Origin of the sequence: Methylobacterium sp. 285MFTsu5.1 (genome assembly GCF_000383455.1) — a bacterium.
Lineage (GTDB): Bacteria > Pseudomonadota > Alphaproteobacteria > Rhizobiales > Beijerinckiaceae > Methylobacterium.
This window is the reverse complement of the sequence record NZ_KB911272.1, coordinates 170,770-191,122: the sequence shown is the minus strand read 5'-3', so window position 1 is coordinate 191,122 and position 20,353 is coordinate 170,770. Positions and strand designations below refer to the sequence as shown.

The 20,353-nt window shown below is 69.7% G+C and carries 16 protein-coding genes; 7 read left to right on the top strand and 9 right to left on the bottom strand.

Annotated elements, in window-relative coordinates; genetic code table 11:
• Positions 1 to 4: 4 nt before the first annotated feature.
• Entirely contained in the window at positions 5 to 676 is a 672-nt protein-coding gene (locus H288_RS0107705) for a class II aldolase/adducin family protein (RefSeq protein ID WP_020092014.1), read from the bottom strand.
• Positions 677 to 789: 113 nt separating this feature from the next.
• Positions 790 to 2,067, bottom strand: a complete 1,278-nt coding sequence (oxlT, locus tag H288_RS0107700) for an oxalate/formate MFS antiporter (RefSeq protein ID WP_020092013.1) — start codon at positions 2,065 to 2,067, stop codon at positions 790 to 792.
• Between the two features lie 478 nt (positions 2,068 to 2,545).
• On the opposite strand from oxlT, the gene H288_RS0107695 reads away from it, so the two are divergent.
• From H288_RS0107695 to H288_RS0107680, 4 genes are all read left to right on the top strand, one after another.
• Positions 2,546 to 3,238 carry a GntR family transcriptional regulator gene (locus H288_RS0107695; protein WP_020092012.1) on the top strand — a complete coding sequence of 231 codons (693 nt, stop codon included), beginning with the start codon at positions 2,546 to 2,548 and terminating at the stop codon, positions 3,236 to 3,238.
• Between the two features lie 398 nt (positions 3,239 to 3,636).
• Entirely contained in the window at positions 3,637 to 3,783 is a 147-nt protein-coding gene (locus tag H288_RS35595; RefSeq protein WP_020092011.1) for a hypothetical protein, read from the top strand.
• A 109-nt stretch (positions 3,784 to 3,892) separates the two neighbouring features.
• Positions 3,893 to 4,966, top strand: a complete 1,074-nt coding sequence (locus H288_RS0107685) for an HD-GYP domain-containing protein (protein WP_020092010.1) — start codon at positions 3,893 to 3,895, stop codon at positions 4,964 to 4,966.
• 153 nt (positions 4,967 to 5,119) lie between these two features.
• A complete protein-coding gene (locus H288_RS0107680; RefSeq protein ID WP_020092009.1) occupies positions 5,120 to 5,614 on the top strand; it encodes a CAP domain-containing protein in 495 nt (164 codons plus the stop codon).
• Between the two features lie 12 nt (positions 5,615 to 5,626).
• On the opposite strand, the gene recJ is transcribed toward H288_RS0107680, so the two are convergent.
• From recJ to H288_RS0107645, 7 genes are all read right to left on the bottom strand, one after another.
• Positions 5,627 to 7,444: a single-stranded-DNA-specific exonuclease RecJ gene (gene recJ / locus H288_RS0107675; RefSeq protein ID WP_020092008.1), complete on the bottom strand. Its 1,818-nt coding sequence runs from the start codon at positions 7,442 to 7,444 to the stop codon at positions 5,627 to 5,629.
• A 131-nt stretch (positions 7,445 to 7,575) separates the two neighbouring features.
• A complete protein-coding gene (locus tag H288_RS0107670) occupies positions 7,576 to 8,973 on the bottom strand; it encodes an NAD(P)(+) transhydrogenase (Re/Si-specific) subunit beta (protein ID WP_020092007.1) in 1,398 nt (465 codons plus the stop codon).
• 4 nt (positions 8,974 to 8,977) lie between these two features.
• Positions 8,978 to 9,433, bottom strand: coding sequence for a proton-translocating transhydrogenase family protein (locus H288_RS0107665; RefSeq protein WP_020092006.1), 456 nt, complete (start codon positions 9,431 to 9,433; stop codon positions 8,978 to 8,980).
• Between the two features lie 24 nt (positions 9,434 to 9,457).
• Entirely contained in the window at positions 9,458 to 10,687 is a 1,230-nt protein-coding gene (locus tag H288_RS0107660) for a Re/Si-specific NAD(P)(+) transhydrogenase subunit alpha (protein ID WP_020092005.1), read from the bottom strand.
• Positions 10,688 to 10,894: 207 nt separating this feature from the next.
• Positions 10,895 to 11,188 carry an aa3-type cytochrome c oxidase subunit IV gene (locus tag H288_RS0107655; RefSeq protein ID WP_020092004.1) on the bottom strand — a complete coding sequence of 98 codons (294 nt, stop codon included), beginning with the start codon at positions 11,186 to 11,188 and terminating at the stop codon, positions 10,895 to 10,897.
• Between the two features lie 122 nt (positions 11,189 to 11,310).
• The gene (locus H288_RS0107650) at positions 11,311 to 12,672 is read right to left on the bottom strand and encodes an AarF/ABC1/UbiB kinase family protein (protein WP_020092003.1); all 1,362 of its coding nucleotides are present in this window, start codon (positions 12,670 to 12,672) and stop codon (positions 11,311 to 11,313) included.
• Positions 12,673 to 12,781: 109 nt separating this feature from the next.
• The gene (locus H288_RS0107645) at positions 12,782 to 14,653 is read right to left on the bottom strand and encodes a M3 family oligoendopeptidase (protein ID WP_020092002.1); all 1,872 of its coding nucleotides are present in this window, start codon (positions 14,651 to 14,653) and stop codon (positions 12,782 to 12,784) included.
• Positions 14,654 to 14,903: 250 nt separating this feature from the next.
• On the opposite strand from H288_RS0107645, the gene H288_RS0107640 reads away from it, so the two are divergent.
• From H288_RS0107640 to H288_RS0107630, 3 genes are all read left to right on the top strand, one after another.
• Entirely contained in the window at positions 14,904 to 16,388 is a 1,485-nt protein-coding gene (locus H288_RS0107640) for a sigma-54 dependent transcriptional regulator (protein WP_020092001.1), read from the top strand.
• A 246-nt stretch (positions 16,389 to 16,634) separates the two neighbouring features.
• Positions 16,635 to 18,659, top strand: a complete 2,025-nt coding sequence (locus H288_RS0107635) for a L,D-transpeptidase family protein (RefSeq protein ID WP_020092000.1) — start codon at positions 16,635 to 16,637, stop codon at positions 18,657 to 18,659.
• A 142-nt stretch (positions 18,660 to 18,801) separates the two neighbouring features.
• Positions 18,802 to 20,316 (top strand): DUF882 domain-containing protein, encoded by a 1,515-nt coding sequence (locus H288_RS0107630; RefSeq protein WP_020091999.1) that lies wholly within the window; start codon positions 18,802 to 18,804, stop codon positions 20,314 to 20,316.
• The last annotated feature ends 37 nt before the right edge of the window (positions 20,317 to 20,353 follow it).

Below are 20,353 nucleotides of genomic sequence, written 5' to 3'. Positions count from 1 at the left end.
CGCGTCAGGTCGTCTCCGGCGCGGTCGGCCGCGCCGCATTCAGACCGTAGCCGCGGAAGCGCTCGACCGTCGTGCCGATCTCGTCGTCGGACAGGATGATCGGCGTCCCGATCTGCCGCGCGACGGCGTATTGCTGGCAGAGCGTCTCCAGCTCGACGGCGAGCCACAGGGCCTTCTCCAGGCTCGCCCCGGCCGCGATCATGCCGTGATTGGCCAGGAGGCAGACGTTGCGGTCGACGAGCGCCGCGAGGGCGAGGTCCGAGAGTTCCGCGGTGCCGTAGGGCGCGTAGGGCGCGCAGCGTACCGTCGGGCCGCCGAAGGTCGCGATCATGTAGTGGACCGCCGGGATGGCCTCTCCGCACATCGCGAAGGCGGTGCAGTAGACCGGATGCGCGTGGACCACCGCGTGGAATTCCGGACGGGACGCGAGGATGTCCCGGTGGAAGCGCCATTCCGATGACGGCTTCCGATCCGGCGCGTGGGTGCCGTCGAGACCCATCCGGACCACGTCGTCCGGTCCGATCCGTTCGGTGGGCACGCCCGACGGGGTGATCAGGAGCCCGTCGCGGAAGCGCACCGAGACATTGCCCGACGTGCCGCGGTTCAGCCCCTGTGCGTCGAGTGCCCGCGCCGCCGCTACGACGCCCTCGCGCGCGATCCGCTCGTCCCTGTCCATGCCCGATCTCCGGAAGGCCCGGTTCCCGGTATGCAGGAAGCCCGGCGCCGTAAAGACGGCGCCGGGCTTATTCGCTTCGGTTCGGCGCCGCGGCGGCGAGCGATCGGGGCCTGCTACTGCGCCAGCACCGGCGCGAGGCCCGCCTCGGGCTTCTTGGTGTAGGCGGCGCGCATCGGCTTGAGGACGAACAGCGCCAGCAGGGCCGCGAGGATGTTGAGGGCCGCGGCCGCGAGGAACACCGTGTGCCAGCTTCCGGTCATGGTCGTGAGCACGCTGGTGTAGGGAACGATCAGCGCCGCGGTGCCCTTGGCCGTGTAGAGCAGCCCGGCATTGGTCGCCGCGTACTTCGAGCCGAACGTGTCGCCGCAGGTCGCCGGGAACAGCGAGTAGATCTCGCCCCACGCGAAGAACACGAGACCGGTCAGCAGCACGAAGGCGATCGGATTCTGGCCGAACTGGCTCAGCGCGTAGATGCCCAGGCCCTCGATCGCGAAGGACAGGAACATCGTGTTCTCGCGGCCGATATGGTCGGAGACCCAGCCGAAGAACGGGCGCGTCACGCCGTTGAGAACCCGGTCGAGCGTGGCCGCGAAGGTCAGCGCCGGCAGCGTGATCCCCAGGAGCGAGACCGGGACGTCGGCGATCTTGAAGTCCTTGGCGATCGGGCCGAGCTGCGCGGTGGCCATCAGGCCGCCGGCGGCCATCATGACGAACATCGCGTACATGACCCAGAAGATCGGGGTGCGGACCATCTCGGAGGGCTTGTAGTCCCGCTTCGACTGGCTGACCCGGGCGACTTCCGGAACCTGGCCCTTGGCCGGCGCGCGCAGGAACAGGGCGATCAGCATGACGATCACGCCCTGCCCGATCCCGAAGTAGAAGAAGGCCGCCTCGTAGCCCTGGGACTTGATCATCGCCTGGATCGGCACGACCGTGAGTGCCGAACCCGCGCCGAAGCCCATGGCGGTGATGCCGGCGGCCAGGCCGCGGCGGTCGGGGAACCACTTCAGCGAGTTGCCCACGCAGGTACCGTAAACCGCGCCTGCACCGGTGCCGCCGATCGCGGCCGCGATGTAGAGCACGGTGAGCGAGTCCGCGTAGGAATTGATCACCCACGCGACGGCGCAGAGCAGGCCGCCGAACAGCGTGACGATGCGCGGACCGTACTTGTCCACGAACCAGCCCTCGATCGGGACCAGCCACGTCTCGGTGACGACGAACAGCGTGAACGCCACCTGGATCGCCGCGCGATCCCAGCCGTGCCGCTCCTGCATCGGGCTCACGAAGAAGGTCCAGCCGTACTGCATATTGGCAATCATGCACATGCAGACGACGCCGAAGGCGAGTTGCAGCCAGCGGCCGCGCCCAACCGGTTTGACGATCTCGGACATACCGTTCCCTCTTGGCAGTATTCTTGTCGGCGTTCGCGCTCGAACCGGGCTTATGCCCTGCCACGGCGCAGCTTGTCAGAACAACGTGATCGGAATTCTTCGAAAAATTCTTGGCCCGCAGACAAATAATCTCTGCAGTACAGCAGCATCCGACGCCGAGTCGGCCTTGATGTCCGATGGTCGACGGTATGCCAGCAAGATGGTGCTGATTTAATCCCGGGGTGTCAATCAAACCTGCAAAAAAACACAGGTTCGCGACCGGGGATTAAATCGCCTTCCCGAACGTGTCGCGCTAGGCGACGGGTGATGGTCGCGCCGCGGCCAATTTTTCAGGTGCCGAGCGCCGGCAATGGTCACAGGTCTGTGGGACCGCTCCGCGATCGACTAGGATCTCGCAAAGGTTTGGGTTAGGTCGTTTGAGAGCGCACGACAGAGAATGCGTGCGAGACATCATGCGTGTGAGCTGACTGGACGAGGGATGTCGAATTCCGAACCGCTGAGCGTGAAGCCCATCGTCGCCAGCTCCAGTCTCCGGACATTGGCCTACGAGGCGCTCAAGACGGCCATCACCAACATGGACATCTACGGGCGTCCGGACGAGGTGCGGCTCGACGAGCGCAAGCTGTCGCAGGATCTCGGTGTCAGCCGCACCCCGGTGCGGGAGGCCCTGACGGTTCTGGAGCAGGAAGGCTTCGTCCGCTCCGAGGCCCGGCGCGGCGTCTTCGTGATCAAGAAGAACAAGCGCGAGATCGTCAGCATGATCCACGCCTGGACGGCGCTGGAGAGCATGGCGGCACGCCTCGCCTGCGCGCGCGCCACCGACGGCCAGCTCCGCTCGCTGCGCGAATCCTTCCCCGAGTTCTTCGAGGGCCAGCCGTCCGAACACATGGACGAGTATTCGGACGCGAACATCCGATTCCATCAGCGGATCATCGCGCTGGGTCACTGCGAGGCGATCGCCGATCTGACCAGCAATTTGCTCATGCACGTGCGCGGCATCCGCAGCACCGCGCTCCGGCAGGGCGATCGGGCGGAGCGCTCCATCCGGGAGCACGTCGCCATCATCTCGGCGCTCGAAGCCCGTGATGCCGATCTGGCCGAGAGACTCGTTCGCGAGCACGGTCTGGGTCTCGCGCAGCACGTCGACACCTACGGCGATTATCTGGATTGAGCGACCGTTCAGTCCTCGCCTGACGGATCGCCCGGCCCGGACGACACCTCGTGCCTGTGCGGCATGATGATGGGCCAAGGGCGCGAGCGGCGCTCGGGGGGAACCCTCGTTTGCCGCGCCGGCTATCACACAAGCTCAGCACGCGCCTGAATATAAATCGCGCGCAAGCGTTGATGCACTGCAGAACATGTTCGGCGAGGCCACAACCTTTCAAAGCTGATCGGTTGTGCATTTTTATGCATGACTGGGCAACAATCCGAACTTTGTGGGCTCGATCTGCGCGCCCCATGCATGTTCGACATAATCGGTATTCGTAATCTGGCATACCAAGTTGCGCAGCAGCATGGCACGCATTGCGTCGCAACATGAGGCGGTTCCAGACCGCGCCGGAGAATCCGATGATCGCCAGCTTCCTCGCCATCTTTGTCGCCTTCGCCGCCTGCCAGGCGCTGCTCACCGTCAAGTTCGCGGACTTCCTCTCCGCCGACCGTGCCCGGAACACTGTCGAGCCGACCGCCGACGTCGCGAACGCCAAGCTCGCCTGAAGTCAGAGCTGGATCCGCGATACCAGAGAGTGCGTAGGGGTAACGCTTTCCTCAAATTTTACGCGTAGGGTGAACCGATCGTTGACCGTGCGGGCGAGGAGCTACCGCGTTGGCCCTCGGCGCAGCCTCGGTTTTCTCGGACGGCCCCTTCGTCCTCCTCGTATCGGACCGCCCGTCCGAACGATCGGCCCTCGAGCGTGCCATCGCGCTCGTGATGAACTGCTGGTCGATCCCGCCCGGCGCGCCGCTACCGTCAGGCCGCCCGCACCTCGTCATCCTCGACCTGCCGCCGGCCCAGACCGCCAGAGTGCAGTCGACCCTCCCCCAACACGGACCGCCGGTTCCGCGCCTCGTCCTCGTGCGCGGCGAACCCATGCCGGCTACCCGCTATCTGCGTCAGCTGCCGGCCGCCTCGCCCCGGCAACTCGTTCTGGCGAACGTCTTCGCCATGATCGAGGAGGCGACGCGGTCCGCAGAGCTGCGGCAGCGCCGGCTCCTGGAGCGCGTCTCGGGCGCGACCGCCGTCGTCGCCGAGATCTTCGACAGCGCCGCCCTCGGGGCCCGGCTGCAGCGCGCCGACGCGGATCGCGGGACCGAGCTCGTTCTGGCGGCCATCTCCGAGGTCGGGATCTCCGAGTGGCTTGCCGAGGTCTGGCGCCACGAGATTGGCGTCTATCAGCACACCCTCGGCGTCGCGGGCCATGCCGCCACGTTCGGCTCGCAGATCGGGCTCGGTCAGACCGATCTCGCACTGCTGGTGCGGTCGGCGCTCCTGCACGACATCGGCAAGGCGCGCATCCCCGTGGAGATCCTCAACAAGCCGGGGCCGCTCAACGCCGAGGAATTGCGGCTGATGCAGCGCCATCCCGACATCGGCGCCGATCTGCTCCGGGCGCACGGCGATTTCGAGGACGCGGTGATCGACGTGGTCCGCCACCACCACGAGCGTCTGGACGGGAAAGGATATCCCGATCGGCTGTCCGGCCCCGCGATCTCCGACCTCGTGCGGATCGTGACGATCTGCGACGTGTTCTCCGCGCTGACCGAGCGGCGGACCTATCGGCAGCCCGCCTCGCCCGCCGAGGCGCTGTCGATCATGACGGACAGCGCCGGGCATCTGGATCCGGATCTCCTGCGGGCCTTCGCGCCCTCCATGCTCAAAGGCAGCGCCCTGGCGGCCTGAATCCGCAGCTTGAACTCGCGGCCTGATCCGCGGCCGGGCGTGGCTCTGGCGCCACGCCGGTCGGCGGGATCCTGCCGGCGCGCCGCGCGCCGCGCTTTCGCCGCAACCGCGCCGGAGGGAAGCGATCCCGTCTCACGCAACGCCGTCCGGACCGTGCCCAAACTCAGTCGCGCCATCGCCGCCGCCCTCCTGCTGGCCCTCACCGGGTGCGGCGGTCTCTCGGTCCTTCCCGAGTCCTCTGTCGAGAACGCGACGCACACCGCCGTGCTCGACGAGGTCGCGGCCGCCGCGGCGATCTCGGCCTACCGGGTCCAGCACGGCCTGAGCCCGGTCGTGGTCGATCCGGCTCTCGTGAAGGCGGCCGCCTTCCAGGCCGGCAACAACGCCCGCCGCGGCCAGCTCAGCCACGATGCCGGCGGCAGCTTCACCTCGCGCATGGCGTCGGCCGGTCTCGCGAGATCCTGGGCAGCCGAGAATCTCAGCGCCGGCTCCGAGACCCTGGAACAGGTGCTCGCCCGCTGGAAGGCGAGCCCCGAGCACAACAAGAACATGCTGCTCCCGCAAATCCGCAGGATCGGGATCGCCCGGGTCGATGCACCCACGACGCGGTACAAGCGCTTCTGGGCGCTCGTGATGGCCGGGACCTGACGCCGGGGCGTCTCAGGGTTCGGACCGCGCGAGATCGACGATCCGGAGCTGGGCCCGCTCGGCGCCGCGCCAGCGGTCGCAGGAGAGGGTCCCGGCCACGTGCATCTCTCGGCCGATCCCGTTCAGGAGGGCGAGGCCGAGCGGCCGTTCGGCCGCGCGGAAGCAGATCGCCCCGACCACCTGACCGTCGCGGCTGCGCAGTCGCGCCCTGACATGGTTCGAGCCGACCACGCCGGCATCGACGAGGCGATGCCGGCCCAGCGCGAAGAGCGGCTCGGGCGCGCCCTGGCCGAACGGGCCGGCCTGCTGCAGCAGCCGGACCGTCTCCGCGGTGGCGCCGCCGGCGCTGAGGCCGCCGTCGATCAGCAGGGCGTCGGCCGCGCGGGCCACCGCGACGCTCGCCCCGAGCAGCATCGCCAGGTGCGCCTCGAAGCGTGGGATGTCGTCGGCCCGCACGGTGACGCCGGCCGCCATGGCGTGGCCGCCGCCCTTGCTGGCGAGCCGGGCCTCGACGCAGGCGCGGACCGCGAGCCCGAGATCCGCGCCCGGGATCGAGCGCCCAGACCCCGTGGCGGTGCCGTCCGGGCGGATCGCGAACGCGAAGGCCGGGCGGTTGAAGCGCTCCTTCAACCGCGAGGCGATGAGGCCGACGATGCCGGGGTGCCACTCGGCGCTGGCGATCACCAGCACGGTGCGGGCCGGATCCAGCGTCAGCGCCCGGTCCATCTCGGCCTCGGCCTCCTGGACGGCCTGCGCCTCGATCGCCTGGCGCTCGCGGTTCAGCCGATCGAGGTCGGCGGCGATCCGGGCCGCCTCGCTCGGGTCCGCCGTGGTCAGCAGGCGGGCGCCCAGTGCCGAATCGCCGATGCGGCCCCCGGCATTGATGCGCGGCCCGAGGACGAAGCCGAGGTGCCAGGCTTCCGGCGGCTCGCCGAGCGAGGCGGCGTCCAGCAGCGCCGCGAGCCCGGTGCGGCCGCGATGGCGCATCACCGTGAGGCCCTGGGTCACGAAGGCCCGGTTGAGGCCCGTGAGGGGCACAACGTCGGCAACGGTCGCCAGGGCGACGAGATCGAGGGCGTCGGTGAGCTGCGGTTCGGGACGATGGCCGCCGAAGAAGCCGTCCTGCCGCAGGGCGCGGTTCAGCGCGACCAGGGTCAGGAACACGATGCCGGCGGCGCAGAGATGGCCGAGGCCCGAGAGGTCGTCGAGGCGATTCGGGTTGACCACGGCGCGAGCCGGCGGGAGCACCTCGGAGGCCGCGTGGTGGTCGAGGACGATGACGTCCAGGCCGGATTTCTCGGCCTCCTCCAGGGGCGCGTGGCCGCTCGTCCCGCAATCGACGCAGATAAGGAGCGTCGCGCCCTCGGCCGCGAGCGCGGTGATCGCCGCGATGTTGGGTCCGTAGCCCTCGGTGATCCGGTCGGGAATGTGGATCGGCGCGCGCAAACCCAGCTCGCGGAGGTATCCGGCGAGCAGGGCCGCGCTCGCGGCGCCGTCGACGTCGTAATCGCCGAAAACCGCCACGGTCTCCCCGCGCTTCACCGCCCGAACGAGTCGGCGGACGGCCGCCTCCATGTCGAGCAGCGTGTCCGGATCCGGCATCAGGTCCCGCAGGCGCGGGGCGAGGTGGCGGGGCGCCGCCTCCGGTACGATCCCGCGTCCCGCGAGCACCCGGGCCAGCAGTTCCGGCAGGCCGTGGGCCTGGACCATCTTGGCGATGTGATTCTGGACGGCCGCGCCGCCGCAGCGCTCCTGCCAGCGCCGGCCGGTCACGGAGGCGGCCACACCCAGGAAGGGCGGCAATTCGGCGAGGAGCGGAGCGGACGACACGGGCGCCACCCTACACCGGCCGGCGCGGGGAATCTTGCGCCCCGCCGCAACAGCGACGGTGAACCCGATCGCCACAACGAGAAAGGGCGGGCATCGCTGCCCGCCCCTCGACGCTGCCGGAGACCTGGGTCTCAGAGCGACTTCAGCACGCTGTCCACGACCTTCTTGGCGTCGCCGAACAGCATCATGGTGTTGTCGCGGAAGAACACCTCGTTCTCGACACCCGCGTAGCCGGAGCCCATGCCGCGCTTGATGAACAGCACGGTCTTGGCCTTCTCCACGTCGAGGATCGGCATGCCGTAGATCGGCGAGGCCTTGTCGGTCTTGGCGGCCGGGTTGGTGACGTCGTTGGCGCCGATCACGAAGGCGACGTCCGCCTGCGGGAACTCACCGTTGATGTCCTCCAGTTCGAAGACCTCGTCGTAGGGCACGTTGGCCTCGGCGAGCAGCACGTTCATGTGGCCCGGCATGCGGCCCGCCACCGGGTGGATGGCATACTTCACGTCGACGCCCTCCTTCTTCAGCATGTCGGCCATCTCGCGCAGGGAGTGCTGCGCCTGGGCGACCGCCATGCCGTAGCCCGGGACGATGATGACCCGCTCGGCGTTCTTCATGATGTAGGCCGCGTCGTCGGCCGAACCCTGCTTCACGGGCCGGGTCTCGACCTGGCCGGTGCCGGCCGCGGCGGTGTCGCCACCGAAGCCGCCGAGGATCACCGAGATGAACGACCGGTTCATCGCGTGGCACATGATGTAGGACAGGATCGCGCCCGAGGACCCGACCAGCGAGCCGGTGATGATCAGCGCGAGGTTGCCCAGGGTGAAGCCGATCCCGGCCGCCGCCCAGCCCGAGTACGAGTTGAGCATCGACACGACCACCGGCATATCGGCGCCGCCGATCGGGATGATGATCAGGCCGCCGAGCACCAGCGAGGCGATGACGATCAGCCAGAAGATCGCCTTCGACTCGGTGCCGATGAACAGGGCGATCAGCAGCACGAGGCCGGCGGCCAGCAGCGCGTTGATGAGGTGGCGCTGAGGCAGCATGATCGGCTTGCCGGACATGCGCCCGTCGAGCTTGGCGAAGGCGATCACCGAGCCGGTGAAGGTGATGGCGCCGATGGCCACGCCGAGACCCATCTCGAACAGCGACTGCTTGTGGAAGTGCCCGTTCTCGATGATGCCGAACGCTTGCGGTGCGTAGAGGGCGCCCGCGGCCACGAAGACGGCCGCGAGGCCGACCAGCGAGTGGAAGGCCGCCACGAGCTGCGGCATCGCGGTCATCGGCACGCGCTTGGCGATCACCGCGCCGGCGCCGCCGCCGAGCCCTAAGCCCAGCAGGACGAGGATCCAGGCGCCGGCACCCGCCGGCGGGTGGCCGACCAGAGTGGTCAGGATGGCGAGCCCCATGCCGACCATGCCGTACAGGTTGCCCTGCCGGGAGGTCGTGGGGTGCGAGAGCCCCCGCAGCGCCATGATGAACAGGACGCCGGCGACGATATAGAGAAGGGAGGAGACGTTCTCTGACACCGGCTCAGCCCTTCTTCTTGTACATGCCGAGCATGCGCTGCGTGACGAGGAAGCCGCCGAAGATGTTCACGCTGGCGAGCACGATGCCGATGAAGCCGAAGAACCGGGCGAGGCCCGTGCCCTTCTCGATCAGCGGAACGCCGACCGCCAGGATAGCGCCGACGATGATCACCGACGAGATCGCGTTGGTCACCGACATGAGCGGGGTGTGCAGGGCCGGGGTCACCGACCAGACCACGTAGTAGCCGACGAAGATCGCCAGCACGAAGATCGCGAGCCGGAACACGGTCGGATCGACCGCGCCGCCGGTGGCGGCGCTGAGCCCGTGGCCCATGCCGTCGGCGATGACCTGCGCCTGGTCGGCGGCGTTGCGCGCCACCGCGGCCGCGGCGCGCGCGGCGTCGGCCAGCACGCGGGCCTGATCGGCCGCCTGATCGGGAGGGACGATGACGTTTGCCATTCTGCTACTCCTCTCGGCCAGGCTTCACTGCGCGCCTGCCGGGGTGGCCGCACCGGACGCCTTGCTGGCCTCCGACTTGGCCAGCCCCACGGAGGCGGCTTCCGAGGCTGCGCCATCGGTCTTGGGCTGGAAGGATGCGTGGACGACCGAGCCGTCTCGGGTGAGGTTCGTGGCCTTCACCAGCTCGTCGTCCCAGTTGATGGCCAGCGCCTTCGATTCCTTGTCGATCAGGGTCTCGACGAAGGCGTAGAGGTTGCGAGAGTAGAGGCTCGACGAGGTGGCGGCGAGCCGCCCCGGCACGTTGACGTGGCCGACGATCTTCACGCCGCGATCGTTCGTGACGACCTCGCCAGCCTTGGCGCCGGCGACGTTGCCGCCGCGCTCCACCGCAAGATCGACGAGGACCGAACCCGGCTTCATCGACGCCACCATCTCCTCGGAGACCAGCTTCGGCGCCGGCCGGCCCGGGATCAGTGCGGTGGTGATGACGATGTCCTGCTTGGCGATGTGGCCCTTGACCAGCTCCGCCTGCTTCTTCTGGTACTCGGCTGACATCTCCTTGGCGTAACCGCCGGCCGTCTCGGCCTGCTTGAATTCGTCGTCCTCGACGGCGACGAATTTGGCGCCGAGCGATTCGACCTGCTCCTTGGTGGCGGGCCGGACATCGGTGGCGGTGACGACCGCGCCGAGCCGGCGGGCTGTCGCGATGGCCTGGAGGCCGGCCACGCCGACGCCCATGACGAAGACGCGGGCGGCCGGCACGGTGCCGGCGGCGGTCATCATCATCGGCATGGCCCGCCCGTACTCGGCGGCGCCGTCGACGACCGCGCGGTAGCCGGCGAGATTCGCCTGCGAGGACAGGACGTCCATCACCTGCGCGCGGGTGATGCGGGGCATCAGCTCCATGGCGAAGCCGTTGATCCCCGCCTCGGCCATCGCCTTGAGGGCGTCCTCGTTGCCGTAGGGGTCCATGATCGCGATCACGGTGGCGCCGCGCTTCAACTGCGGCAGCTCCTCGGCGCTCGGGCGCCGGACCTTGAGCACGAGGTCGGCATCCCCGGCAGCATCGGCGGCGCTCCCAGCGATGCTGGCGCCGGCGGCCTCGTACTCGGAGTCCAGGATTCCGGCCTTTTGACCGGCCCCGGACTGCACCACGACGTCGGCACCGAGAGTCTTGAACTTCTTGACGGTCTCAGGAACCGCGGCGACGCGCGGCTCCGCGGAGTCCGTCTCGGACAGCACAGCAATGCGCATGCGAGGGTTCCCCTGGAAAAGCTCGGCCTTTCGAATGCGCGAACCGGCGCAGCTTTTCGAGAGGCGGATCTACGATACCGCGATGGATGCGGCCGGAATGTAACTTGCGCCCAATTTAATTGCCAACAATGTGTCAGCGACCCGCCCGGCGAACGCGAGCGGGTTCGTCATCCGCGGCGACGCTCGACGCCGCCGCCCACGGCCCTCTCAGGCGAAGAACAGGTAGAGGACCAGGAGAATGCCGACGACCAGCGGGGCCTTCCACCCCACGGCCGGCGCGAGGGCGCCCACCGCGCCCGCGGCTCCGGAGGCGATCACGCCGACGATGGCCAGCAGCCACGCCTCGCGGATCCCGCCGATGGCGAGGGCCAGCACCCAGCAGATGACGACGCCAGTGGCGATTTCGACGAACCGGACAAATCCGCGATAGGTCTGCTCGTGCGTCGTCGCGTCCATCGCCGGGCTGTAGGTGTGCCCGGCCACCGTGTCACTCTCGGCCATCGTGCGCTCGTTTCCCTAAGACGCGACTTCTTGCGGTCGCGGTCGGATGTAGCTCAAGCGTTTACCTGCCGCAATCGGACGCACGCAAGTTGATCGCTCTCCCGGTGCATCTTCGCGTCGAATCAGGCCGGTTTCGGCAGACCGGCTTCGGTGAGTGCCCGGCCCTGGCGTTTCGTGAGTTCGTCCAGCGAGAAATGCTCGATCTCGGCCTCGAACAACCGGTGGTAGTTGAGCTCAGATCTGAGGTGGAGGAACACGGCGCCCAGCCCCACGGCCGCGCGATCCATGAAGACGAATTCCTGCGGGACAGTCACGGGCCCGCGCTCCTTCAGGGCCTGATGGACTTGGAAGGCCTGTCGGCGACCGTACTCCCCCGGCTTCACGCCGTCGGCGACGGTGCGAGTACGGTCTTCGAGCAGCGGCCCGTAGATGAAGCGGGCCCAGATGTTCAGGATCTCGATCTTCTCCTTGTCGAGATCCTTGAATCCCCAGACCTCGTAGGCGTGGACGATGCGGGCATCGTCGTTCTCCAACAGGCCGCGGTAGAGATCCACGACGCCGCCGACGAAGCGCGGATGGAAGATCCGAACGCAGCCGTAGTCCAGCAGGTTGATTCCCGCGGCCTCGCCGGCGTCCGAGAACACGGTGTAATTGCCCAGATGCGGGTCGCCGTGGATCACCGCTGCCCGGCTGAACGGGTGCCACCACGCCTTGAACATCGCCTGGGCGATCCGGTTGCGCACCTCGACCGGCTCGTCGGCGAAGCCCAGGATCTTGTCCCCGTCGAGCCAGCCGAGCGTGAGCAGACGCTTCGTCGAGAGCTCCGGAAAGACGCGCGGCACGCGCACCGCCGCGATGTCCTTCAGCACGGCCCCGTAGAGCGCCGCGTGCTTGGCCTCGCGCTCGTAGTCGAGCTCCTCGCGCACCCGGGCGCCGATCTCCTTCGCGATCTCGCGCGTGTCGAGCCACGTGTTCATCCGGCGGTGCAGCGCGAACGCGACCTCCAGCTGCTTCAGGTCGGCCTCCACGGCCGACTGCATGTCCGGGTACTGGAGCTTGCAGGCGAGACGTTCGCCGTCCTTGGTGGTCGCGCGATGGACTTGGCCCAGCGAGGCCGCCGCCGCGGGTTTGAGGTCGAAGCTGCCGAAGCGCTCCTGCCAGCCGGCGCCGAGCTCCGACTGCATCCGGCGCCGGACGAAGGCCGCGCCCATCGGCGGAGCGTCCGCCTGAAGCTTCTGCAGCTCGGTCGCGTATTCGGGCGGGAGCAGGTCCGGAACGGTGGCCAGCAGCTGGGCCACCTTCATGATCGGGCCCTTCAGGCCGCCCAGCGCCTGCGCCAGGGCGGCGGCGTTGGTAGTGCCCTCCTTTCCGAACAGCCGTGCCACGGCCATCCGGGCGGCGACGCCGCCGACGTTGGCGCCCACGCTGGCGTAGCGCCCGGCGCGGGCGGAGAAGCGGTTGGCTTCGCGGTCGGTCTCGGCCATCACTCGATCTGCTTGTCTGACGATGATGCGCAGATAAGCCGCCCCCGGCCGCGAACCAGGGGCGTGGGTCCCTGCGCCGCGGGGGCCGACGGGGTCCGCGGCGCTCGGCTCAGGCCTGTCCTTCCATGCTCTCGAGCTCGACGATCATGCTCTCGATCATGCCGAGCCCGATCTGCCAGAAGCCCGGGTCCTTGGCGTCGAGGCCGAAGGGCGCGAGCAGCTCGCCGTATGGCTTCGAGCCACCGGCCGCGAGCAACGCGAAGTAGCGGTCCACGAAGCCGTCCTCCGCCCGGGCGTAGACGCCGTAGAGCGAGTTCACCAGGCAGTCGCCGAACGCGTAGGCGTAGACGTAGAACGGCGAGTGGATGAAGTGCGGGATGTAGGCCCAGAACGGCTCGTAGCCGGAATCCAGCGTGATGGCCGGACCGAGCGATTCTGCCTGGACGGACAGCCACAGCGCGTTGATCTGATCTGTGGTCAGCTCGCCCTTGGCGCGGGCGAGATGGACCTTCCGCTCGAACGAGTAGAAGGCGATCTGGCGCACCACCGTGTTGATCATGTCCTCGACCTTGGCGGCGAGCATGGCCCGACGCTGGGTCGTGTCCGTGGTCGCGGCGAGGAGCCGACGGAAGGTCAGCATCTCGCCGAAGACGCTCGCCGTCTCGGCCAGCGTCAGGGGCGTCGGCGCCATGAGGGCGCCGTTCGGCCCGGCGAGCACCTGGTGGACGCCGTGGCCCAACTCGTGCGCCAGCGTCATCACGTCCCGCGGCTTGCCCTGGTAGTTGACCAGCACATAGGGGTGGACGGAGGGCACGGTCGGATGCGCGAAGGCGCCCGGCGCCTTGCCGGGACGGGTCGGTGCGTCGATCCAGCGCTCGTCGAAGAAGCGCCGCGCGATCCCCGCCATCTTCGGCGAGAAGGCGTCGTAGGCGGACAGCACCGTGTCGCGGGCCTCCGTCCACGGGATCGTGCGCTGCTCGACGCGGGGCAGCGGCGCGTTGCGGTCCCAGTAGGGCAGAGCCTCCTGCCCGAACCACTTCGCCTTGAGCGTGTAGTAGCGGTGGGACAGGCGGGGATAGGCCGCCCGCACGGCGTCGACGAGGGCTTCCACCACCTCGGGCTCGACCCGGTTCGACAGGTGGCGCGCGTCTGCGACGTCCTTGAACCCGCGCCAGCGGTCGCTGATCTCCTTGTCCTTCGCCAGCGTGTTGGTGATGAGCGTGAACACCCGCAGCTGACCGCGCAGGACCGCGCTGATCGCGCCGGCCGCCTCCTTGCGGACCGCGCCGTCCGGATCCTGAAGCTTGTTGAGCGTCGGCTCCAGCGGCATCTCCTCGCCCTGCACGGTGAAGCGCAGCGCGGCGATCGTTTCGTTGAACAGCCGGTCCCAGGCGGCGTTCGACGTGACCGACTTCTCGAGGAACAGCTTCTCGGTGCGATCGTCGAGCTGGTGCGGCTTCTCCCGCCGCAGGTCCTCGATCCACGGGGCGTAGTGGGCGAGCGGCCCTTCGGCCATCGCGGCGTTCATGGCCGTATCGTCGACGCGGTTCAGCTCCAGGGCGAAGAAGAGGAGATCCGCCGAGGCGCTGGTCAGCCGCTCGCGGGTGTCGCCGTAGAACTTGGCGCGCGCCTCGTCGGTGGTGTCGCCGGAATAGACGAGACCCGCGAAGGACATGAGCTTGCCCAGCAGGTCCTCGATGCCCTCGTAGGCGCGCACCGCCTCGGCCAGCCGCGCGGACGCGTCCGGGCCCGCGGCGAGCTCCGCGATCCGGCCGGCGTAGGTCTCGGAGAAGCGGCGGCACTCCTCCTCGGCGCGGGTCATGTCGCCGGAGAAGTTCGGATCATCGAGGCCGGAATAGAGATCCGTGAGGTCCCATTCCGGAAGATGGCCGAGGTCGGCAGCCTTCGCGGCGGCGCGCGCGGCACTCACGCTCTCCGGCAGGCGGACAGTCACCGGCGAGGCGGTGTGGCTCGGCATCATGGTGTGCGATCCTCTCCAAGGGCTCCGGCCCCGTACCCTGATATCGAGCGTGCCGCCACGCGTTCAACGCGGAGGGACCGTCGGACCGGCGCGCGATCGGTGACGATGCGGCGCAAACGTCGTTAAGCGGCACTTTACGACTGTCGGTCACCCTACGGCTCGAAACGAAACAGTCGCCGAATCGGAAGGCCGCGACCGGGTCGAGCCCGCGTCGCGTGTCCGGCCTTCGCGCGCCGTTCAGGGAGCCGCCATGTCCGCCACCGTGCTCATCGTGGATGACGATCCGGTCCAGCGGCGCCTGGCCGAGGCGGCCGTGCGCCGCTTCGGCTTCGAGGCGCGGATCGCCGAGACCGGTGCGGACGCGCTGACCCTGCTGCGATCCGAGGGTGCGGATGTCGTGCTCCTCGACCTCGTGATGCCGGGGCTCGACGGGCTCGGTGTCCTGGCCGAGATGCGCAAGAGCGGCCTCGCCACGCCGGTCATCGTCCAGACCTCCAACGGCTCCATCGACACTGTGGTCAGCGCCATGCGGGCCGGCGCCGTGGATTTCGTGGTCAAACCGGCGGGCGCGGAGCGGCTCCAGGTCTCGATCAAGAATGCCCTGCGGGTCGACACGCTTGAGGAGGAGGTGCGCCGCATGCGCCGCCGCGCCTCCGGGGCGCTCACCTTCAAGGATCTCACCTCGAAGAGCCCCGACATGGAGCGGGTGATCCGCCTCGCCGAGCGGGCGGCGAAGTCGAACATCCCCGTTCTGATCGAGGGCGAGTCCGGCGTCGGCAAGGAGGTCCTGGCCCGGGCGATCCAGGGGTCCGGCGACCGGCGCGGCAAGCCTTTCGTGACCGTCAATTGCGGGGCGATCCCGGAGAACCTGGTGGAATCCACTTTGTTCGGCCACGAGAAGGGGGCGTTCACCGGCGCCACCGAGAAGCACGCCGGCAAGTTCGTCGAGGCCTCGGGCGGGACCCTGTTCCTGGACGAGATCGGTGAGTTGCCCCTCGACGCGCAGGTGAAGCTGCTCCGGGCCCTCCAGGAGGGCGAGGTCGATCCCGTCGGCGGCAAGCGCTCGGTGCGGGTGGACATCCGACTCGTCTCGGCGACGAACCGGTCGCTGCTCGACCTCGTGAAGCAGGGCAAGTTCCGCGAGGATCTCTACTACCGCCTGAACGTCTTCCCGATGACGCTGCCGCCCCTGCGGGCGCGCCGCGAGGACATCCCGGACCTCGTCCGCTCGTTCTGCGCGCGGTTCTCGGCCGAGGAAGGCAAGCGCGTGCGGGCGATCAGCCCGGAGGCCATGGCCCTGCTCACGCGCTATCCCTGGCCGGGCAACGTCCGGCAGCTGGAGAACGCCCTGTTCCGCGCCGTCGTGCTGGCGGACGGCGACGAGTTGACCGTCTCCGAATTCCCCCAGATCGCCGCGCAGGTCGAGGGCTTCGACGTGCGGATCCCGGCAGCGCCGGTCCAGCCGCAGATGCCGGCCTACGCCCCCGAACCGGTGCGGGAGATCGTCCGCGTCGAGGTCCGCGACCCGCACGCTATGTCGCTCGTCGCCGAGGAGACCGGCGAGATGAAGCCGATGGACGTCCTGGAGGCGGAGATTATCCGCTTCGCGCTCCAGTTCTACCGGCAGCGGATGTCCGAGGTCTCGCGCCGCCTCGGCATCGGACGCTCCACCCTCTACCGCAAGCTCAAGGATCTGGGGCTGGAGGAGGACGATAAAACCGAGGACGCGGCCTGATCGAGCGCGGCGTGCGCTAGCGCACCGCGCGCATTCGTTTCGGCCACGGTCGCTGAAATTCTCGGCCCTGCTGCGTCGCGCCGGCAGATGATTGAGCGGATCGTAAGCTGAGCAGCATTAGAAATGACACATTCATCTGCAGGACCGAGCCTCTATTCGCGATAACTGCGGTTGCTCAAAGCCACGCTTGCGCGGATAATCACAATCTGAGCGTGCGGTCCTGCCGCCGCGCCCCGGGAGATCACAATGCGCGTCCCGCGCTCCAGCCTCATCGCGCTGGCCGCCCTTCTCGGTGGCACGCTGGCACCGGCCGGCTCCCTCCGCGCCGCGACGGCCGCGCTGGACCAGCCGGCCACCGATGTCCCCGCGACCCCGCCCACTGCCGCGCCGGGGCCGGCGGCGCCCGCGCCGGCGGACCCGTCGGCGCCCGCCGCGACCGCCCTTCCCGACTACAAGCCTGAGGCGCCGGCGGCCGAGCCGTCCCCGGCTCCCGCCGCGGCGGCCCCGGTCGCCCCGACGGACCCGCTCGGCGCCGCAATCTTCGCCCGGTTCGCGGATGCCGCGCCCCTGCTGCTCCGCCTCGCCGGCAAGGACCGCGGCGCGATCCGGAGCTTCTACGAGGCCCGCAGCTTCAAGCCGCTCTGGATCTCCGGCGGGGCCTGGACCGACGCCGCGAAGGCGGTGTCGGCGCGGCTGGCGGCCGCCGCCGAGGACGGGCTCGACCCCCGCGCCTACACGGTCCCGGCGCTCGCCGACAAACCGGACGAGAAGGCGGTCGCCGACGCCGATCTGCGCCTGTCCGCGGCGGCGGTTCTCTATGCCCGGGACGCCCGCGGCGGCCGGATCAACCTGGCCTCGATCTCGCGGCTGATCACCCCGCACCTCGATCTGCCGGCCGGCAACGACGTCCTGGCGAAGCTCGACGAGGCCGGCGCGAAAGCCGGCGAGACACTGCAGGCCTACAACCCGGCGACTCCGGGCTATCTCGCGCTGAAGGCGCGGCTCGCCAGCCTGCGGGGGCCTGCGCCGACCGCGGTGAAGCCGCTGCGCCTCCCGGCCGGGCCGGCCCTGCGCGTCGGCATGCGCGATGCCCGCGTCCCGCTGCTGCGGGCACATTTCAACCTCGAAAGCCGTCCGGCCGCGACCCTGGACAAGGGGCCCGGCGAGCCGGAGGAGTACGATTCCATGGTCGCCGACGCGGTGGCCAAGTTCCAGCGCGGCCGCGGCCTACCTGGGAACGGCGTCCTGAACGTCCAGACGGTGCTCGCCCTCGCCGATGCCGGCCGCACGGCGCGCCCGACGGGCGGTGAGGCCGAACTCATCGTCAACATGGAGCGGTGGCGCTGGCTCCCGGGCGATCTGGGGCCGGATTACATCCTCGTCAACGTGCCGGAGTATCGCCTGCGCGCCTACCGGGGCGGTGTGATGCGCGACGAGGCGCGGGTCATCGTCGGCAAGCCGGAATCGCGCACGCCGCTGTTCTCCGGGATGATGGAGTATGCGGTCGTCAACCCGTCCTGGTACGTCCCGCCGTCGATCCTGAAGACGATGGCGCCGAAGCTCGCCGGCTACGGCGGCAAGACCTGGGGCGGCTACGAGGTCGTCCGTCGCGGCGGGCACATCTCGCTGCGCCAGCCCCCGGGGGAGCGCAACGCGCTCGGCTTCATCAAATTCATGTTCCCGAACCAGCACGCGGTCTACCTGCACGACACGCCGAACCGCTCGCTGTTCTCGGCCGCGAAGCGCGATTTCAGCCACGGCTGCGTCCGCGTCGACGACCCGTTCCGCCTCGCCGACGCGGTGCTGCCGAACTGGTCCGCGGATCGGCTGAAGAAGCTGATCGGCAAGGGCGAGCGCACCATCCGGCTGCCGGAGAAGCTGCCGGTCCACCTCGCCTACTTCACGGCGTTCGTGGACGACGGCGGCACCTACCGCACCCTGCCGGATCTCTACGGCTACGACGCGCCGATGCGCGCGGCCCTCGGGCTGCCCGGCGGCGGCGGTCCGGCGATCGCCAGGCTCCCGGAAGAGCCGGCGCGACGCAAGGCCGAGCGCGCCCCGAAGCCGCCCGCGCCCCGGACCGTCCATCGCCGCGCGCCCGAGCGGCCGATCGCGGATGCCGACGCGTGGCCGGGCGGGCGCTACGAGGAGGCGGAGACGCCGCGCCGCGCCCAGCGTCGCGCCGCCCGTGCCGACAGCGCGCCGGAATACGGCGAGCCCGGCCTCTGGACGCCCGCGCCGCAGCAGGCGGCGCCGCGCGGGTGGTGGTAGCCCACCCGCGCCACCAGCAGCTTTCAGGTGCGCGGCCGCACAGCCGGGCACGATTTCGCCACGGTCGAGCCTTAGCCGTTTCGGTCGCGAACCCGGTTCAACAGGCGTCGGGTCAGGCTGTCGGGAGAGGATCAGGACCGTCGTGCCCAGTCTCCCGCGCGCCCTTCGCCACCTCACTCTCGCCCTGTCCAGCCTCGCGCTCGGACTGATCGCCGGGACGGCCGAGACCGAGGACGCGGTCGCCAACGGCGACACCCGCTCCCTGTCGATCTACCACACCCACACGCAGGAGAGCGCGACCATCACGTTCAAGCGCGATGGGCGCTACGACCGCGCGGCTCTCGAGCAGCTGAACTGGCTCCTGCGCGACTGGCGGGTCAACGAGCCGACAAAGATGGACCCGCGGCTGTTCGATACGGTCTGGGAGGCCTATCGCCAGGTCGGGGCGACGCAGCCGATCCACGTCGTGTCGGCCTACCGGTCGCCGGGCACCAACGCGATGCTGCGCCGCCGCTCCAGGATGGTGGCCGAGTACAGCCAGCACATGCTCGGCAAGGCGATGGACTTCTTCCTGCCGGACGTGTCGATCGACCGGATCCGGGAGGTCGGTCTCCGGATGCAGCGCGGCGGCGTCGGCTGGTACCCCCATGCCGGAACGCCGTTCGTGCACCTCGACGTGGGCTCGGTGCGGATGTGGCCGCGCATGACCCACGATCAGCTCGCCCGCCTCTTCCCGGACGGCAAGACCGTCCTGCTCCCGAGCGACAACCGCCCCTTCCCTCGCTACGAGGAGGCCAAGGCCGAGATCCTGGCCCGCGGCGGCACCGTGGCGGGCCTCACGACGCAGATGGCCAGCGGCGAGGAGGAGGACGGGCCCGGCCTGTTCGGCTTCCTGGCCAGCCTGTTCGGCGGCGGCCGGTCGGCACCGGAACCCGCGCCGGTGCCGGCCCCGGTGGAGACGGCGCGGAAGTCGCGCCGCGCGCCCGTCGTCGCCGTGGCGAGCGCCGATCCGCAGGATCCGGCGGGCGCGCGCGCGGCCCTCGCCTACGCGGCGCCCGCGGCCGACGACGCCCTGCGCGGCTCGCTGGCCGAGCGGGCGCAGGCGAAAGGCGCCGAGACCAAGCCCTCCGACACCAGGCCCGCCGACGCCAAGGCGCTCCTGACCGCCAGTCAGCCGGTCGCCGTCGACGATACCGTGACCGCCGTCACGGCACCGCTCCCGCCGCGGCGCCCCGCCGATATGGCCGCCGTCGCGGCGAGCCTGAACATGCCCCTGCCGCCGCCCCGCCCTGTGCAGTTCGCGGCGCTGGAGCGCGGGATGGCCAACCTCGCGCCGGCGGCCGAGATCCGCGCCCTCGACAAGCCGGCGGCGGCGGTTCCGGCTCGCGCCCGCTCCCTCGTGGCTCCGGACGCGGATGCCAAGGCGCAACTGCGCGCCCTGTTCGACTCCGTATCGGCCGGCCCGGGCGCTGCCCCGGCGAGCCGCGCGACCCCCGTGCACGTGGCCGCCACGCGCCTGCGCGGCGCCGCGCCCGACGCGGTGGTCGGCGCAGCGCCCGACCGGGTCACTACGCGCTTCAGTCCCCGCAGCCCCGGCGACGACCTGCCGACCCGTTTCACCGGCTCGGCCGCGCGGGCCGTGTCGGGGGCGCGGTGATTCGACCGTCGTCGTCAGGACGTCCGGATCGGAGCCA

Bases quoted from the DNA above. Each gene is read 5' to 3' on its own strand.
- H288_RS0107650 (WP_020092003.1), bottom strand. From the start codon at position 12,672: ATGGCCGAGACCGACCGCGAAGCCAACCGCTTCTCCGCCCGCGCCGGG.
- oxlT (WP_020092013.1), bottom strand. From the start codon at position 2,067: ATGTCCGAGATCGTCAAACCGGTTGGGCGCGGCCGCTGGCTGCAACTC.
- H288_RS0107660 (WP_020092005.1), bottom strand. From the start codon at position 10,687: ATGCGCATTGCTGTGCTGTCCGAGACGGACTCCGCGGAGCCGCGCGTC.
- H288_RS0107705 (WP_020092014.1), bottom strand. From the start codon at position 676: ATGGACAGGGACGAGCGGATCGCGCGCGAGGGCGTCGTAGCGGCGGCG.
- H288_RS0107695 (WP_020092012.1), top strand. From the start codon at position 2,546: ATGTCGAATTCCGAACCGCTGAGCGTGAAGCCCATCGTCGCCAGCTCC.
- H288_RS0107635 (WP_020092000.1), top strand. From the start codon at position 16,635: ATGCGCGTCCCGCGCTCCAGCCTCATCGCGCTGGCCGCCCTTCTCGGT.
- H288_RS35595 (WP_020092011.1), top strand. From the start codon at position 3,637: ATGATCGCCAGCTTCCTCGCCATCTTTGTCGCCTTCGCCGCCTGCCAG.
- H288_RS0107655 (WP_020092004.1), bottom strand. From the start codon at position 11,188: ATGGCCGAGAGTGACACGGTGGCCGGGCACACCTACAGCCCGGCGATG.
- H288_RS0107665 (WP_020092006.1), bottom strand. From the start codon at position 9,433: ATGGCAAACGTCATCGTCCCTCCCGATCAGGCGGCCGATCAGGCCCGC.
- H288_RS0107640 (WP_020092001.1), top strand. From the start codon at position 14,904: ATGTCCGCCACCGTGCTCATCGTGGATGACGATCCGGTCCAGCGGCGC.
- H288_RS0107645 (WP_020092002.1), bottom strand. From the start codon at position 14,653: ATGATGCCGAGCCACACCGCCTCGCCGGTGACTGTCCGCCTGCCGGAG.